Raw genomic sequence first — 16747 nt, forward strand, 5'->3', positions numbered from 1 at the left:
ATTTCTCAGTGGACTTAGCTTAATATATTCCCAATAGTTTTAGCTTTATTTTGGGTTTCTTCCCATTCTTTTTCAGCAACAGAACCTCTGGTAATACCACCACCAACATAAATTGTTGCAGTATTGTCTAGAATCTGCATACAACGCAAATTAACGTAGAAATTTGATTGTGTTTTTACAACACTGTAAGCGTTATTCTCAATATTTCGTCTATTGGTGTTACGCGTTTTTGCGATTTTAAAGTTTAATTCACCAAGGAAACCTGTGTAAAACTGACGATTATAGCCTTCGCTTTTTAATATAAATGTCTTGGCTTTTTCTTTTGGAAAACCACAAACAGCAGGTGTTGGGTGCAACGCTTCGATAATAGATTTTAACTCAGATTTACTATCTATACGGCTAATCAATCGAGTTTTGAGATGCCATAAATTTCCAGCACGAATCGTTTCTACTTCAGAGATTTTAGTATTTGTAGTATATGGCGAAATCTGATTTGCTAAAAAATCAGTAACGATTTGTTGCTCTTCTAATTCTTTTTTTGTCCAGTTTGGAATACCTTCAACGCTATAAGGTTGTGTTCCTGCTAGCGAAATTGTGGTCAACTGCTGACCTTCGACCTTAAATAATAACTCAGGTGTTGCGCCTAACCATAAGCCTACTTTTGGATGATACCAGCAATAAACCATCGCATTTTTATAAGTATTGAATAGGCGTTTAAAAATAGTAATCGGATGTTCAGAAACTGGCTGTTTTTCAGAACGAGATAGTACTACCTTTTCTAATTCTCCATTTTCAATAGCATCTATTCCTTTATTGACTAGATTTATATGAAATGACTGACCGGAAGAATTAATTTTAGAATCTGAATTTAGAGACTTATCCACTTTTAAGTTAGATATTTCTAATACTTGATGTTCACATTCATTTTGTGGTAAAATAACTGCAGAAGATTCTAAATTGAAAGGTGAAAACACAAATCCACTTTCTTTAAAATCTTGTGTTTCGTACAACTCATCATCTTTTTGCAACCAATATTTTATGATAGAATTTATTGGACGACTATATACAACAAAAGGTGATTTTTTGTCATATTGTTGTTCTAAATTCTGAAAAAAAGAGGCTTCGGTCATTTACTTTTTCTTAGGCAAAGTAATTGTAGATAAACGGCAAATAGAAATCAAATTATCGTCCTGGTCAGTGACTCTAATATCCAATAATTGCGTTGTACGTCCACGATGCAAAAAAGATGCTTTTGCATAGACATAACCTTCTTTTGCACTTTTTAAATGGTTGGCTGTAATCTCTAAACCACGCACAAAAAACTCGTCAGTGTTTGTAAATATATGTGATGCAAAACTCCCTACACTTTCTGCTAAAGCTGCTGTTGCGCCACCATGCAAAACGCCGTCTGGCTGATGTACTTTTGGTGTCACTGGCATTCGGGCTGTAAGTGTGTCTTCGGTAAAATCAACAATCTTGATATCTAAGGTTTCCATTAGTGTATCTTTACTTGCCGCATTTGCTTTTTGTAGTAATTCTTCTTTAGAGATTTGCATAGTTATACCTACTTTTAGAGTCGGAATGCAAAAATACTGAAAGTACAAGGAATAATGAATACGACCGAAAAAGAAATCACTTATACAACAAGCAATTCATATGCTACGCTTAACCAATTAAACAAAGACACCAAAACTATTTGGCTCGTCTTTCATGGTATGGGTTATTTAAGCCAATATTTTCTGAGATATTTTAAAAATTTAAATCCCAATGAAAACTATGTTATAGCACCGCAGGCACCGAGTAAATATTACATTCAACCAAAAATGCATGTTGGCGCCAATTGGTTAACACGTGATAATACTGAAGTTGGAATGCAAAATATCATGAATTATATAGATGCTGTGTTAGAAACTGAAGGTATTCCAAGTGACAAAAACCTTATTATATTCGGATACTCTCAAGGTGTTAGTATTGCCACACGTTACGTAACAAGACGTCAATTACAACCAACAAAATTGGTACTACATTCTGGAGGCATACCAAAAGAATTGAGCTCTAAAAATTTTCAGTACTTATCTGAAACTTGTAAAGTGAAATTGATTTACGGTACTAAAGATGAGTATTTAGACGAAGTTAGAATTGAAATCGAACGTAAACGCGCTAACGAATTATTTGGGAAACGATTAGCAGTCTTACCATTTGAAGGTAAACATGTTGTTAATGTAGATTATATAAATAACTTGGTATGAAGTCACCAACATTAGAAAACAACCGCGTAAAACTAAGCTTAATCGATTTGAGTAATTATGAGCAATTACAGACAATAGCTCAGGAAAAAGACCTCATCCACTACTCACCTTCTGATATATCTACACCAGATAAATTACGTGATTATGTACAATTAGCTGTAGATGGCTATTACCACAAAACTATTATTCCTTTTATTGTTTATGACAAGCAAAAGCAAGTCTATGCAGGTTCAACAAGATTTGGACTTATCAACTGGAAAAATAAAGTCTTACACATAGGTTGGACATGGATTGGGCACGAATTTCAAGGCACAGGTCTAAACAAAAATATGAAGTTTTTAATGATGCAATACGCTTTTGAAACTTTAGAATTCGAGAAAGTAGAATTTAGAATTGACGAGCGAAATCTAAAATCAAGACGTGCTGTCGAAAAAATTGGCGGAACACTTGAAGGTATCTTACGTAAAGATACTATTATGAAAGACGGTTTTAGACGTAGTACTTGTTGTTATGGTATACTTTTGGATGAATGGAGAAATACTAAGCAGAATTTATTAAAAACTTTAAATAATTAAATATTATTGCAACCAAATTGCATTAAATATTTATATTTGACACGTGAAGAAAGATATAAATAAAAGAATTATAAACCTTTTTTTTACGGTAATCCTAATGCTACCAATGGTACTAAGTGCTCATGCCTTAGACCATATAAGCGATGATGATACCAATCCATGTGAACAATGCGATTTTTTAGCAGAGTCTTACGAGCTAGATTTTATTAGCACTACTAATAGCTTTGTAGAAATTGAGCCATGTCTTGTACCAAATTCATTTGTGTTATTCACAAGTTATCAAATCTCTAAAGAAACAATAGTTTTACCAGAATTTGTATACAACAAACCTCCTCCTAAACATTAGAGGAATATTCTTGACTTTTTTTTTAAAATAATATGCTATTTAATTATTTATAGCAGCATTAATTCTAACATTTTTTTTTAAACAAATAATTTATTTTCTTTTTTGAAATTGATAGAACTCAATTTACAATAGATATATTTTATTTTTTCAAAAGAATATTCTTGATTCTATTACGGGTTGTCCGTAACCAATACTAATTACACAAACCTTTACATTTTTACATATGCTTGAAGCAGTAAATCTTACCAAAACTTACGGTAAGCAAAATGCGCTTGATGCGCTAAATCTGTCTGTAAAAAAAGGAGAAATCTTTTGTTTACTTGGACAAAATGGAGCTGGAAAAACAACAACAATAAATCTATTTCTAGGTTTAATCGAAGCTACTAGTGGTGAAGCCTTAGTAAATGGAATTTCAATTAAACCTAATCAGAATAGTACAACTAAAATGATAGCATACATTCCTGAAGTTGTACAGCTATATGGTAATCTTTCTGGAGTTGAAAATCTTGATTTCTTTAGCAGATTAGCAGGATTTAAATATCAAGCAAATGATTTATCTGAATATTTATTAAAAGCTGGTCTTGAAGAAGAAGTTCACCATAAAAAATTAGCGTCTTACTCCAAAGGAATGCGACAAAAAGTAGGTATAGCAATAGCATTAAGTAAAAATGCAGATTATATTTTTATGGATGAACCAATTTCTGGTCTAGACCCAAAAGCCACTTTAGACTTTACTAAAATATGTAAAGAGCTAAGTCAACAAGGTAAAGCTATTTTTATGGCAACGCATGATATTTTTAATGCCGTAAACGTAGGTACACGAATAGGTATCATGAAAAAAGGACAATTGGTACACACCGCAAATACCAATCAAATCAATGCGGAAGAACTTCAAAATTTATATTTAAAAACTATCTAATAAACAACTAAAATGAAATTATTTAAATCATTAACAAAACTATTAATACTTCTATTTAGTATTACAGTATTTGCTCAATCTAAAGTCACAGGAACAGTAGTTGACGAAAAAGGTATACCAATCAATACTGCTACTATTGTCCTAAAAAACTCAAATGGTAAACTAGGGGAAATCACAGATGAAGAAGGTAAGTTTACCATAACTACAACAGCCGGCACTTACAATATTGAAATAAGCTATTTAGGATTTCAACTTTATAAATCAACTATCGATATTACCGATAATGAGACTAAGAATATTGGCACAATTACCTTATTAGAAGGCACTGAACAACTACAAGGTGTAGAAATTTTAGGTCGTGTAAGAAAAGATTACAATAGTGATTACTCTTTCTCAGCTACAAAAACATCTATAAAAAACAGAGAGTTGCCTCAGTCAGTAGCAACTGTTACCAAAGAGCTTATCGATGACCGTGTGGCTTTTCAACTACCAGAAGCTGTTAGGACAGTAAGTAACGTTGCACTTACTGGTTTATATAATCATTACAATATCAGAGGTATTACACAAGCAGACGATGGTCAAATGCTTAATGGTATGCGTACACGTCAGTACTACTTTTTACAACCGATTACATCACATCTAGAACGTGTAGAAGTTATTAAAGGTCCATCTTCGGTAACTTTTTCTAGTGCAGATCCTGGCGGAACAGTAAATATGGTAACTAAAAAACCATTAACTGAGAAAAGAAATTCGGTAAGCTTAACAGCAGGAAGCTTTGGTACTCTTAGAGCCACAGCAGATTTCACTGGACCTTTAAACGAATCTAAAACCTTATTATACCGTTTTAATGCAGCATTTCAAGAAGCAGATTCTTTTAGAGATGTTGTAAATAACAACGCCATTTTACTAGCGCCATCTATAAGTTTTGTTCCTAATGAAAACACTTCACTTAATGTTGAGATGATTTATAATGATGCTGAAGGGAACTTAGATAGAGGTCAGCCAATTTTTGGGGCTATAAATGGTGAATTTGATTTGAATAGCACGCCTATTACAAGAAATGTTGGTGCTTCTAATGACCATTACAAAAATAAGGAGGTGATTTTAATGGCTAACTTTACTCAACGATTTACTAAAAGTTTTGCGTTTAATGCGCAGTACATGAAGCAAACTTGGGATGAAGATTTGGCTGAGCACCGTGTTGATGGTACTGCTGTAGATATTGATGGCAATGTAATACCAACTCTCGCAAGGTTAAGATACGATAGAAGACAGCAATTTTGGGAAACTGATAATTTTAGTGCTTTCTTTACTTACGATATAGAGAAAGGTAACATTACTAATAAATTTTTAGTAGGCTATGATGCCACACGTTGGGAAAGACAAATTGGTGCAGGTTTTCTTAGAGCCAGAAGATACTTGACAGTTAATGGCGGACAAGCAAATTACGACCCAAGTAACCCTGGGAACTTTCAGCAAATGACAGTTGATGGTGTTACTATGCCAGTACCAGCAGTACCCCATTTTAATCTAGAAGACCCTTTTAATGGTGCAAGAAATACAGACAATTACAATCTTGCCACATTATCAATTCCAGCTAACTTAAATACTTCTAATGGTATCTATATTCAGAATCAATTTAAAATTGGAAAATTATCTGCTTTAGTAAACTTAAGATACGAATGGTTTAAAGACATCTTTGATTACAAGAGTAATGACGAACAAGAATTTACAACAAGTGCATTTGTACCAAGACTTGGTTTAACTTACGAAGTAAATGATAATATTAGTGCATACGCTACATATTTAGGCGGATTTCAACCACACACTAACACAGTCTCTTTATCACCAACTGCCGAAGGTTTTTTCTGGGCAGCATCACCAGGTAGATATGACCCATTAGAAAGTAGTTTAGTTGAGGTTGGTGCCAAAGGTGAATTTTTAAATGGAAGAATTTTTGCTAATCTTGCGATATTTAATATAACACAGAAAAACATTCTTTTAGGTGATACTTACGATTTAGATACGTTAACAACGAGAGGTGAGCAACGCAGTAGAGGTTTTGAGTTTGATATTTCGGGTTACGTATCTAATAATTTTCAATTAATGGCATCATATGGATTTAATGATGCAACTATTGAAGAAGATGCTATTGAAGAATTTATCGGAGAAAGAATTGGTGGAGCTCCAAAACATAATGCAAATTTCTGGGGTAGATATAACTTTAATTCTACATCTACTTTTAGAGGATTAGGTGTTGGTTTGGGTGCGCAATATGTAGACGAAAGGTTTACATGGTACAATCCAACTTATTCTACTGATAGAGTTTTATTACCAGATTATACGGTTTTTGAAGGTGCAGTATATTACAAACCAAGTGGTATAAATATGCAGTTGACTTTAAAGGTAAATAACCTATTTAATAAAACATATTGGTTAGGTGGACTTAATCCTTCTAGATTAGGACCTGGTGCACCTCGAAATGTATTACTTAACGCTACTTATAATTTCTAAAACATGAAATGGGCTAACATTCGGCTATTTGTATCACACTTTTGGCGTAATACAAAGTCACTAAAAACATTTTACATCCTTTACATCGTTTTTATATTACTAACAGCTTATGCAGCTTTTAGTGGTATACAAAACCATACAATCCAAAATAATATAAGGGAAGCACATCAAGTGGAAGCGAGACAGAGTTGGGAAGCTAATCCTGACAAGCATCCACATCGTATGGCGCATTTTGGGACATTTGCCTTTAGAATCAGTCCTGTTCTATCGGCATTTGACTATGGTATTGAAAGCTATACAGGAAGTACGGTGTTTTTAGAAGCCCATAGACAAAATAGTGTTAATTTTTCAGAAGCTACATTTGCTTCAGGTGCCCTAAGGTTTGGCGAATTAAGCTTGGCCTTACTACTGCAGTTAGTGTTGCCTCTGATTTTATTTTTTATAGGATTTTCCAGTATATCATCAGACAGAGAAAATAATACACTAAAAATGTTATTATCTCAAGGCGCCACGTGGAAAGACATGCTTTTTGGGAAATCTCTTGGACTATTTTTTATAGCACAACTGTTTTTTATACCCGTTTTATTAGTCGTTGTTTTTACGCTTCTTATTGTTGACAATCAACTAGCAAGTACTTCTGATTGGTTAAGGTTATTGATTATTAGTTTAGGATATTCTATATTCTTTTTTATAGTTTCTGCATTAACTATTGTTATCTCAGCAAGAAGTCATACTTCAAAAAGCGCCTTGTTACGTCTTTTGGGTATTTGGCTACTATTTGTAGTATTGTTACCCAAATCAGCACAAGCATTAGGAAATTATTGGTTTCCTACACCAACAAAACTAGCATTTCAATCTGCTATAGAAGCAGATGTTATTAAAAGAGGTGATAGTCATAATCCTGATGACCCACATTATAATAAGTTACGAGACTCTGTTTTAACAGTTCATAAAGTTTCAGATGTTACCGATTTACCTTTTAACTATTCTGGCTTTGTAATGCGAGAAGGCGAAAAAATATCTTCGCAACTCTATAAAAAACATTATAAATATTTAGTAGCTACCTATAACAATCAGAATAATATTACTCAGCTTTCAGCTTTGGTAAATCCATTTACAGCGATTAAACAGCTCTCCATGACAATATCTGGAACTGATTTTTCCTCATATATCGATTTTCAAGAACAAGCTGATGCCTATCGCTACAGTTTAGCACAAACCATGAATAATTTGCAGATGGAATACATTAGTTCAAAAGCTACAAGTTCCGAAGGGAAAGTTAATGTTATTGGTCATGAACATTGGGAAGAATTTGAAGATTTTAAACACCGACCTATACCTCTTGATTCTTCAATTAAAAATTCATTTTTAGCATTATTATCCATTCTATTATGGGGAATTTTAGCGTTTAGTTTAATCCTATTCACTTCAAAAAGAGCAAAAGCACTATGATTAAATTATATAAGTTATTATTTCAACAATGCATTAGGTCCAAAGAAGTTTGGATGAGTTTGTCATTAATATTTATACTCGGTATAGTAAGTATTGTTATTGGAAGCAAACATCTTGAAAGACAAAAAACTGAAATTGCAGAAGTAGAAGCGCATCAAAAGCAACATTTTGAGCGTCAGGTAAATTTACATAATGAAGATTTAGGTCTACTACTATACTATGCGAAATTTGCGCATATTAATACACTAAATCCACTAGCTGGTTTATCTATTGGGCAGTCAGATGTTAACCCAACCGTTAAAAGGATTACCATAAAAACATTTGAAGCGCAACGCTTTGATACCGACTTGATAAATGCTATGAGTCTACAATCAGGGAATTTAGACCTTTCTTTTATTATTATTTACTTATTTCCTCTACTAGTCATTGTATTAAGTTTTAATGTCGTTTCTGAAGAAACTGAAACCGGTACTTGGTCGTTAATAGCTGTGCAAGCAAAATCAAAATTAAGATTTATAATTTCTAAGCTTGCCATAAGATTTACGTTATTACTTGTAGTTTTATTACTACTATTTATAGTAGCCGTTTTGGTTATGGACATTTCCTTAACTACAACTTTTATCACCATCGTGACCTTAGCAATACTTTATCTTTTATTTTGGTTTGCATTAACTTTTTTAATCATAAGCCTTAAAAAGTCATCTGGATTCAATGCGCTTCTATTGTTATCAGGTTGGTTAGTACTTTTAATTTTACTTCCGGCTAGTATCAATGCCTACGTTGCTTTAAAATATCCTGTTCCAGAAGCATTGACTACTACAATCGCACAACGAGATGGATATCATGTAAAATGGGATACAGATAAAAAAGCCACGATAGAAGCATTTTACAAACATTATCCACAATTTAAAACATATGGTTATCCTACAGATGGTTTTAATTGGTTATGGTATTATGCCATGCAACAAATGGGTGACGACGAATCACAACCTCAACAAAATGCATTAGATAAAAAAATTAGATTACGTGATAAAGCGAGTAATTCAGTATCTTATGTAATCCCTAATATGCATTTACAATTGGCATTTAACCAATTGGCAGGAACAAGTACACGTCAGCATATGGAATATTTGAATGAAACTGAAGCTTTTCATGAGGAATTACGTTTATTCTTTTATCCTAAAGTATTTAAACAAGAGCATGCTGATACTGTAAACTGGGATGATATTAAACCAAAATTTCATGAAACTAAAGTCGAAACATCAGCTTTAAAAAACATATTACCAATACTTGTAATAATATTAGTGATTTTATTTATAGCTGTACCGAAAGCGAAACGTCTTTAAGAAAATATGTGTTTTTAATATTTACTGAAGTAATCCAATACTAAAAATAGTTTCATCCTTATTGATAGGTGGTGTCCCAATCATGTAAAGTATGATACCATCATTTTGTGCTTGTACATCTTCTAATTTGTTTCCAAAAAAATCTGTTATGTATCCTAATGTCTCACCTTTATTAACCATTTGCCCTGCCCGTTTTGAGCTATAAAAAATACCTGTAGATTTACTTTTTATACTGTATCGCTTAGAAATTATAGTTGTATCGCTTTTAGGGTTTATTAAAGAGGTTTCAATCATATCAAGATGATTGAATAATAAAACCATCGCATCTACGATACGAGTAACACTATTATCATCAGTGAGACCAAGTTTACCACATTCTATATCAACAGACGGAATCTTTCTATGAAATGCTTCTTGAGAACAATATATACTTGCCGATTTAAGTCGTTCTTCGGGTATTTTAAAAATAATAGAATAATCAAAACCCATAGCAAGTGCCATATCTCTGCCTTTTTGAGACACTTTTGGCAATGCGTCACTTTGATACCAAGCGTTATAAGCTCTTAAATCTTCAGGAGCATCTCCAGCGTGGATATCAACAAAATAATCTGATTTTGAAATCACTTCTGTTGTTATAAAATGTGCGATTCGTTCGGTTAGAGAACCTTTCGCTTTGCCAGGAAAGGAACGGTTTAAGTTTTTATCGTCCAGTGGATTTAAATATGGTGACCTTCCAAGAAAAGCAGGAACATTAGCCACCTGCACTAAAATAATTGTTCCTTTTAGTTGAATTGGATTAATTTTTTTATTCAGTTCTTGTGCAGCTAGTATTGGCGGATATTCATAACCATGTACACCAGCTGTAATACCTAAAGTTGGTCCAGGCTTTAAACCATGAAATACGGTGACAGGAATATTTACGGTATCCGTTTTATGCGTAATAGGAATTAAAAAATGACTTTTAGTACCGCGCTTTACAGTAGTATTTTTGAAAGTAAAAGTGCTTTGAGCAATTATTTTACAACTAAAAAGCAGCAAAAATAGTATTCCGAATCGAAACAGTTTCATGTTTAAAAGTTTTGATATTCAAAAATAATAAGGCTTTATGTAAAAGCTAAAATAATTTGCTCTAAAATTAAAATGGCCGACTATTAAGTCGACCATCTTTAAAGATTTTTAGTATTTGAAGTTCTCGACTGCGCTCGAACGGACAAAATTTAAAACTTTTAGCTTGTTTGCTGTAATGTCTTATTCTTCTCTTTTAGTATAGCCAATTGCTTTTCTAAAAACGTAATCGCTTTTTCTGCCTTTTGGCTTGCTTTAATTTTTAAATCTTCAATGTCTTCGTTTAGCTTTTCTTTACCTGAAACTGCAGCTTTACTAACATCTTCTTTTACGTCTTTAAAGTCCGAAACTATTTGGTCTTTAACATCCAAACCTTCTTTCTTTAATTTATCTCTTGTATCGCTTCCTTTTTCTGGAGCGATTAACATACCGATACCAGTACCAATAGCTGTACCTAACAATAATGCTGGAATATGAATCATAACTTTTTCTTTTTTTAATTGTTGTGTATCTATATGACTACTAATGAAACGATTTGTTACAAAATAAATGGATTATCTGCCTCAATAATATGTTTTACATTAATCGTGGATTGTTTGGCTGTTAAGTCTTTAAAGCATTATCATCAAAAATCTGCCTTTCAAATTTATTGTGAATTATGATTATAAACAAACCAAAAATTACTGCTGCTATAATCAACAACGTACTGATTAATCCACTAACACCAAAAGACATTCGAATTAAAATAGTAGAAACTATAAATCCTGAATTACGGATAATCTTGTGAAACTTGTCCGTGTAGAAAAAAGAGATTAGCAGTAAAACCACGTCTACCAAAATTAGTACCGTAAAAAACTCATCAAAAAAGAGATTATTTATACTTTCAAAAGACGGTAAATCATTTGAGGAAACTGATACCTCAGATAGCCAATTAAAAAGCGTTGTAATTGCCATTAGAAAAAATAAGGGCACTAAAACTAAAGCAATTATCCGCTTTCGACCTATAAATTTTTCGACTTTTAAATCTATTCTAGGTTTTTGAATATTGATACGTTTCCCTTGTTTTTGAAATTGATATATCAAATAAAAGAGAATGATTGACGCCAAAATATCATAGGTGAATTGTAAATCGCCTTTAATATCAAACCAGTTTGTTGTTAATTCTAGCGACGCTAAATCCTTAAATAATTTGCGAATTATTATAAGTGTAATAATCTCGTATTGTTTGGTAATGTAAGTAGTAAAAGACTTAGGTAAATAATAGATTAACAAATACACTTCATAGATAAGTATAAACGAAAATGGTGTATAAATAGCAGATATTGGATTTTTGAGTAGATCTGATTGGTAAGAAAGATTCAGAATGTCAAACTTCGTCAGGTATATCAAACTTAAATGCACAAAAAAACTAATCAAAGCAACATAGAGAATAAGTTTCTCTATGCGTTTTTGGGAGTTTTCTGAAAGAAAAAATGTGTAAAGTTTTTTGATAATATCAATTTTTAAAATATCATAACTGAATACTCTTTAGTGTAGAAAAGCTAAAGATTGTTAGATTCTTCATAACTCTCATTTATTTCTTTTTCGGTAAGGTTTGGATAATGGTTTTCTTTCTGTTTTTTGTGGGAATTAAAAATATTCCAAAACGTGAAGTATATATATACAGCAAATATTATACCTCCAATAATTAAAAAGCCCTTATTCATGTCGTTCTTCGTTGTCTAATTGCAATAGCAAATAACAGAATTGTTCCTGGCCAGTGTGCTGAGTACTGAGCTTCTTCTGTCATACCTGCTAATTCCAAACCTACAGAATATAGCAAGCATATAAATGCTAAAATAACAGGGTACCATTTTAAAATAATTTTTTTCATTTTATAAGTGTTTATTATTTTGTTTAACTAAAATTACAAAATATTAAACAAAACAACAAAAAACATGTGTTCCTTAATCAATAATTTAAAAAAATTATAGTTTATAAAACATTAAATGTTAAAATAAAAAAAGGGCTTTTTCTTCTGAATTAGCGGGTTGCTAAAAAAAATGAATATATAATTTTTAGACTATCACAAAGTTTAGTTAATATCATTCTCTTGCATACAAATTATATTGAATAAATAAATCATTTATCTTTATCAAAAACAAAGGTTTGTCCGTTTTGAGTGAAAATTATAGTATCATTTTCGGTATTAAAAATCATAGATATTTTTGCTTGGTCAAATTTAAACGTGTGGTCAGCATAACTATCTAAAGGAAAAGCACCTTGACCATCGCCTTGACCCATTAATATACCATCGCGTACAAAAAACCCAATTTTTATAGGAAAGTTTTCGTTAGAGTAAATGCCCGTGTATTTATCTAATTCCTTTTCTGAGAGCTTAATTGTTCTTGGTATGACAAAACCTTCATTATTTAAAATCTTACGTACCTTTTTATTCGGCAATTCAGTTAATCCAGTTGTATTATTCTGAAGGATAATAAATGTCTTATCATTATCTAGTTGTCGTTCTATAAATGTTAGATTTCCTGCCCAAGAACCAGAGTGATTTACAATTTTACCATAGGTTTCTGAATCAGAAATACCCCAACCAAAACCGTAACCAGAACCTTTTCCGTCTTTGGTCTCAGCAGAACTAAAAATCAAAGCCTTATCCACATCATTAACAAGTTTGTCTGTATATAACGCTCTATCCCATTTTAGCAAATCGTCTAAGGTAGAGTTGACCATACCATCACCAACGATACCATCGAGGTAATAGAACGGAATTTCCTTGTCTAAATCTTCTGGGCGTATTTTGTTACCGCTATTATCTGCGATGTAACCTAGAGCGATATTATCGATATCTCTAGCTTCGTATCTACTGCGATACACAAAGGTATTCTTCATACCTAAAGGCTTAAAAATTGTTTCTGCGAGATAGTCCGTAAATGATTTACCTGATGCTTTCTCAATAATAGAAGCTAACAAGGCGTAACCTGTATTACTGTACTCAAACTTTTTTCCTGGTTTAAAATTGGCTTTTGGCTTATACTCTGCTAAAAGTTTTATTATATCGTCATTGGTAGCAAATTTAGATTTGTCCCAATGCTTTTGAAACAAGCCCATATAGTCTGGCAAACCACCAGTATGATTTAGTAAGTTACGCACAGTAACATTTTCATAAAAAGCCAATTCTGGGATATATTTTGAAATCTCATCGTCATAATTTAATCTCCATTGTTTTTGAAGCATTACAATACCAATTGCCGTAAATTGTTTTGAAACGGATGCTAGCTCAAAAATGGTTTCGGTATTTAGTTTTTGCTCAGGTATTTCTACAGCGTTACCATAACTCTTTTTAAAAATAACTTCTCCTTTATCAGCTACCAAAACGTTACCATTAAACATTTTCTTAGCATACAATGATGAAAACAAACTGTCTAATCGTTGTGGTTGATTGTTTTGTGCTAAAATGGTTAAGGAGGAAATTAATGCAACTAGAAGTATGACATATTTTTTCATAGAAATAGTATATGTTTGATTGTTGAACAAGTTAAGAAATTCGAGCAAAAATATTTTTATAAATTATTAGTAATAGCACTATCTTTTTTTATAGAGACTATTATACTTCTCAATCATATACTTAATATTTTTTTCTGTCTCGACCAATGAATCAAACTCTTTTAAAATAGTTGGATTATCAATAAACAAAGGTCTTATTCTTAAATGGGATTCCTTTCTGCCATTAAATCCACAAAATCATTTAACCGAATCTTAGAGCCATCCTTTGAGGTATAAAAAATAACGCCATCAAGTAGTTGGTACACTTTTATTCTACCATCAATAACTAGTCTTATATACCATTCATCATAAATAGTTTTTATAATAGACTGACCGTCCACGCATTTAAGAGACTTTATAGTTTCAACATCTTCAGGAAGTAAGGTTTTCTTATCTCCATTTATAGCTTTAAATTTAATCTTAGACGGATTTAAAAAACTAGTCGCTCTTGTTACCTTTCCGTAAATCGTATCGCCTTTTTTTGTAACTAAATACTCATGCTCTTGAGCAGTACAAACTGCGAAAATGAATAAGTTAAAACAGAGTAGGATTGTTTTCAATGTTGAGCTTATTTTTTTAATTATGCTTATCGATTAGATAAAATCCAGTTTTAATTGATTTTATTGTATGATATGCGAAGTTAGCTTTTCACTTTGTCAAATTAAGATGTCTATAAGTATAAGACTTAAGCTTAAAGTTACATATTCAATGTAATTCTTAAAAAAAGATTTTACTTATTAAGACTATATCTAAATATTTAGTGCATAACTTCATATCAACTAAAAGAGGCTGTCCAAAAAGTATTTATTTTGTCACTTCGAACGAATGTGAGAAATCTCAATTTTATAATTATCAACAAATTATAACTTCAAAAGATTCTTCATTTCATTCTGAATGACACTTTTTAGACAGCCTCTTCTAGTATTTTTTTTAGTTACAACTTAATCGATTTTAATACATCGTATAGCTGCGCCCAATACTATGGATGTATCAGAATAAAATATTGAATTGTCTTCTGTTAATTGTACCCAACGCCTTGTTGTCGAAGAATTATTATCGGTATCTGAAATATTTGTAGTTAACCAAGATGCTATAGCTTCTGATGCTGTAGGAGTACCAAATCCAGAAACGTAACCATTAGGCAATCCGTTAAAACTAGACGCATTAGACCCATTACCTGAAAAAGAATCCCATCCGTTATCGGATTTTAAAGCCGCTGCAATGTTAGAAGAAAATCCGTTAGCATTTAAATGTTGTTCTAAAGCTATAAAATCCGCTTCTGTTGGTATACGCCATCCATCTGGTGCTAATTTTCCTGTTTCTACCGCAAAATGATTATACATAGCACCATAAAAATCCTCTGGTAATTCTTCATCATAAATATTATTTAGATCTGCTGTATTGGCAAATTGATAATGTGCTACTTGATTGTTAATACTTCCCCAATTGCTTCCAAAATCTTCAAATGTATATTTTGTAATTGGTGTACCATCATTTAATCTCGTCACCTCTAGGTTTTCGGCCATCCATGTCTGGTTTCCTATTTTGATAGTTGAATAAACATTACCATCAATATCTGTAACCGTAAGTGGAATCGGAGTTGGTGATGGACTTGAATCATCACTTTCAGAACATTGAAATACTGAGATTGATACTACAAAAATTAAAAGTAAGCGGGTATTTTTTTTCATTTAAATTATGATTTAGTTTATATACATAAAACAATTAAATGATAAAAACACCTACTCTATAAGCTAACTATTTTATTAAATTAGCTACTATATCTTTAACAGGAAGAATCTGTTTGGTATGCTCAATACTAGGTCCAGCAACCCAAACGGTTTTATACGTTGCTTTTTTAGCAGCTTTCTCTGTAGCTTTCATACCAATAGAAAAACGAATCATTTTAACCCATTTTTTGAGTTTCTTGTTTTTATTCAATACAGATTCTAACCACGTTTGTTTAGTTCCTATTTTTTGAACGTAAGGTGTATTAATCACTGTACATGGTGTACCAGAAATACGCTCGGTCATAATAATATCTTCTGCACCGTAATCTACGCAAGCTTGTTTATACTCATCAGTAACACCAGCTTCTAAAGATGCGATAAAAGGACTACCGACAGAAACACCTTCAGCACCATAACTTAACATCTTATCAATATCTGCTTTACAGCCAACACCACCAGCAGAAATTACTGGAATGTTTAATTCTTTATTCAATAGACTTGTTAATTCTTCAGGTGTCAAATTTCCGCGATGTCCACCGGCTTCATTGTTTACAGCTATAGATGCATCTGCTCCTAATTCTTCTACTTTTTTGGCAAATCGTAAATCCGTTACATCACAAAACACTTTAATTCCGGCAGCATGTGCTTGTCGTATAGTTTCTTCTGGACTTCCAAGAGATGTTATAATAAAATCGCAACCTTCTTCGCATAAAACTTCAAGCTGACCTTTATACTTTACGTTGGATTTATTAACGATTAAATTAAAACCAAATGAACCTCCTTCAACTTTATTAGCGTGCAACTCTTTAATAGCTGCTCTTAACTCATCTAACGTTCTGTAATTTAATGCTGGAATACAACCAGCAATTCCTGCTTTCATAGCTTCTGTAACCATTGAAACGTTAGACACCAAAAACATTGGAGCTTGAATGATTGGGTATTTTATATTGAGTAATTGAGTAAGTTTGGTTTGCATAATTGTATTTCTTATGCTACAAATATAATTATAAT

At 32.2% G+C, this 16747-nt stretch carries 18 protein-coding genes; 7 read left to right on the top strand and 11 right to left on the bottom strand.

All coding sequences use genetic code 11. From position 1 onward, the window contains the following. Positions 1-14 precede the first annotated feature (14 nt). Positions 15-1130, bottom strand: coding sequence for a chorismate-binding protein (locus BTO05_RS03660; RefSeq protein WP_087491355.1), 1116 nt, complete (start codon positions 1128-1130; stop codon positions 15-17). After that, positions 1131-1556, bottom strand: coding sequence for a PaaI family thioesterase (locus BTO05_RS03665; RefSeq protein ID WP_087491356.1), 426 nt, complete (start codon positions 1554-1556; stop codon positions 1131-1133). It lies immediately after the preceding gene. 54 nt (positions 1557-1610) lie between these two features. On the opposite strand from BTO05_RS03665, the gene BTO05_RS03670 reads away from it, so the two are divergent. From BTO05_RS03670 to BTO05_RS03700, 7 genes are all read left to right on the top strand, one after another. Further along, complete coding sequence (locus BTO05_RS03670; protein WP_087491357.1) at positions 1611-2249, top strand: alpha/beta hydrolase; 639 nt, start codon at positions 1611-1613, stop codon at positions 2247-2249. Then, positions 2246-2824, top strand: coding sequence for a GNAT family N-acetyltransferase (locus BTO05_RS03675; RefSeq protein ID WP_087491358.1), 579 nt, complete (start codon positions 2246-2248; stop codon positions 2822-2824). Before BTO05_RS03670 ends, BTO05_RS03675 begins: the two co-directional genes overlap by 4 nt. A 43-nt stretch (positions 2825-2867) precedes the next feature. Then, positions 2868-3170 carry a hypothetical protein gene (locus BTO05_RS03680; protein ID WP_157662531.1) on the top strand — a complete coding sequence of 101 codons (303 nt, stop codon included), beginning with the start codon at positions 2868-2870 and terminating at the stop codon, positions 3168-3170. Between the two features lie 223 nt (positions 3171-3393). Then, positions 3394-4089: an ABC transporter ATP-binding protein gene (locus BTO05_RS03685; protein ID WP_087491360.1), complete on the top strand. Its 696-nt coding sequence runs from the start codon at positions 3394-3396 to the stop codon at positions 4087-4089. 12 nt (positions 4090-4101) lie between these two features. Then, a complete protein-coding gene (locus tag BTO05_RS03690; RefSeq protein WP_087491361.1) occupies positions 4102-6603 on the top strand; it encodes a TonB-dependent siderophore receptor in 2502 nt (833 codons plus the stop codon). 3 nt (positions 6604-6606) lie between these two features. Further along, complete coding sequence (locus BTO05_RS03695) at positions 6607-8055, top strand: DUF3526 domain-containing protein (RefSeq protein ID WP_087491362.1); 1449 nt, start codon at positions 6607-6609, stop codon at positions 8053-8055. Continuing rightward, entirely contained in the window at positions 8052-9401 is a 1350-nt protein-coding gene (locus BTO05_RS03700) for a DUF3526 domain-containing protein (RefSeq protein WP_087491363.1), read from the top strand. The genes BTO05_RS03695 and BTO05_RS03700 overlap by 4 nt, the downstream gene beginning before the upstream one ends. A gap of 21 nt (positions 9402-9422) precedes the next feature. Here the strand turns inward: BTO05_RS03700 and BTO05_RS03705 are convergent, their stop codons facing one another. The 9 genes from BTO05_RS03705 to BTO05_RS03735 all read right to left on the bottom strand — a co-directional run bounded on the left by BTO05_RS03705 (position 9423) and on the right by BTO05_RS03735 (position 16712). After that, on the bottom strand, positions 9423-10469 hold the full coding sequence (locus BTO05_RS03705) for a succinylglutamate desuccinylase/aspartoacylase family protein (RefSeq protein ID WP_087491364.1): 1047 nt from the start codon (positions 10467-10469) through the stop codon (positions 9423-9425). Between the two features lie 158 nt (positions 10470-10627). Further along, positions 10628-10948: a YtxH domain-containing protein gene (locus BTO05_RS03710; RefSeq protein ID WP_087491365.1), complete on the bottom strand. Its 321-nt coding sequence runs from the start codon at positions 10946-10948 to the stop codon at positions 10628-10630. Between the two features lie 121 nt (positions 10949-11069). Further along, positions 11070-11855: a hypothetical protein gene (locus BTO05_RS03715; RefSeq protein ID WP_317041908.1), complete on the bottom strand. Its 786-nt coding sequence runs from the start codon at positions 11853-11855 to the stop codon at positions 11070-11072. Between the two features lie 152 nt (positions 11856-12007). Then, the gene (locus tag BTO05_RS14095; protein WP_198295255.1) at positions 12008-12172 is read right to left on the bottom strand and encodes a hypothetical protein; all 165 of its coding nucleotides are present in this window, start codon (positions 12170-12172) and stop codon (positions 12008-12010) included. Then, complete coding sequence (locus BTO05_RS14100; protein WP_198295256.1) at positions 12169-12339, bottom strand: hypothetical protein; 171 nt, start codon at positions 12337-12339, stop codon at positions 12169-12171. The genes BTO05_RS14095 and BTO05_RS14100 overlap by 4 nt, the downstream gene beginning before the upstream one ends. A gap of 248 nt (positions 12340-12587) precedes the next feature. Next, positions 12588-13967: a serine hydrolase domain-containing protein gene (locus BTO05_RS03720; protein ID WP_087491367.1), complete on the bottom strand. Its 1380-nt coding sequence runs from the start codon at positions 13965-13967 to the stop codon at positions 12588-12590. Between the two features lie 200 nt (positions 13968-14167). Next, positions 14168-14566: a hypothetical protein gene (locus BTO05_RS03725; protein WP_087491368.1), complete on the bottom strand. Its 399-nt coding sequence runs from the start codon at positions 14564-14566 to the stop codon at positions 14168-14170. 381 nt (positions 14567-14947) lie between these two features. After that, on the bottom strand, positions 14948-15697 hold the full coding sequence (locus BTO05_RS03730; protein WP_087491369.1) for a fibrobacter succinogenes major paralogous domain-containing protein: 750 nt from the start codon (positions 15695-15697) through the stop codon (positions 14948-14950). 67 nt (positions 15698-15764) lie between these two features. After that, complete coding sequence (locus BTO05_RS03735; protein ID WP_087491370.1) at positions 15765-16712, bottom strand: NAD(P)H-dependent flavin oxidoreductase; 948 nt, start codon at positions 16710-16712, stop codon at positions 15765-15767. Positions 16713-16747: the final 35 nt, after the last annotated feature.

Source organism: Winogradskyella sp. PC-19 (assembly GCF_002163855.1).
Classification (GTDB): Bacteria; Bacteroidota; Bacteroidia; order Flavobacteriales; family Flavobacteriaceae; genus Winogradskyella.

Bases quoted from the DNA above. Each gene is read 5' to 3' on its own strand.
- BTO05_RS14095 (WP_198295255.1), bottom strand. From the start codon at position 12,172: ATGAATAAGGGCTTTTTAATTATTGGAGGTATAATATTTGCTGTATAT.
- BTO05_RS03675 (WP_087491358.1), top strand. From the start codon at position 2,246: ATGAAGTCACCAACATTAGAAAACAACCGCGTAAAACTAAGCTTAATC.
- BTO05_RS03665 (WP_087491356.1), bottom strand. From the start codon at position 1,556: ATGCAAATCTCTAAAGAAGAATTACTACAAAAAGCAAATGCGGCAAGT.
- BTO05_RS03720 (WP_087491367.1), bottom strand. From the start codon at position 13,967: ATGAAAAAATATGTCATACTTCTAGTTGCATTAATTTCCTCCTTAACC.
- BTO05_RS03700 (WP_087491363.1), top strand. From the start codon at position 8,052: ATGATTAAATTATATAAGTTATTATTTCAACAATGCATTAGGTCCAAA.
- BTO05_RS03690 (WP_087491361.1), top strand. From the start codon at position 4,102: ATGAAATTATTTAAATCATTAACAAAACTATTAATACTTCTATTTAGT.
- BTO05_RS14100 (WP_198295256.1), bottom strand. From the start codon at position 12,339: ATGAAAAAAATTATTTTAAAATGGTACCCTGTTATTTTAGCATTTATA.
- BTO05_RS03710 (WP_087491365.1), bottom strand. From the start codon at position 10,948: ATGATTCATATTCCAGCATTATTGTTAGGTACAGCTATTGGTACTGGT.
- BTO05_RS03705 (WP_087491364.1), bottom strand. From the start codon at position 10,469: ATGAAACTGTTTCGATTCGGAATACTATTTTTGCTGCTTTTTAGTTGT.
- BTO05_RS03730 (WP_087491369.1), bottom strand. From the start codon at position 15,697: ATGAAAAAAAATACCCGCTTACTTTTAATTTTTGTAGTATCAATCTCA.
- BTO05_RS03670 (WP_087491357.1), top strand. From the start codon at position 1,611: ATGAATACGACCGAAAAAGAAATCACTTATACAACAAGCAATTCATAT.
- BTO05_RS03685 (WP_087491360.1), top strand. From the start codon at position 3,394: ATGCTTGAAGCAGTAAATCTTACCAAAACTTACGGTAAGCAAAATGCG.
- BTO05_RS03735 (WP_087491370.1), bottom strand. From the start codon at position 16,712: ATGCAAACCAAACTTACTCAATTACTCAATATAAAATACCCAATCATT.
- BTO05_RS03695 (WP_087491362.1), top strand. From the start codon at position 6,607: ATGAAATGGGCTAACATTCGGCTATTTGTATCACACTTTTGGCGTAAT.
- BTO05_RS03660 (WP_087491355.1), bottom strand. From the start codon at position 1,130: ATGACCGAAGCCTCTTTTTTTCAGAATTTAGAACAACAATATGACAAA.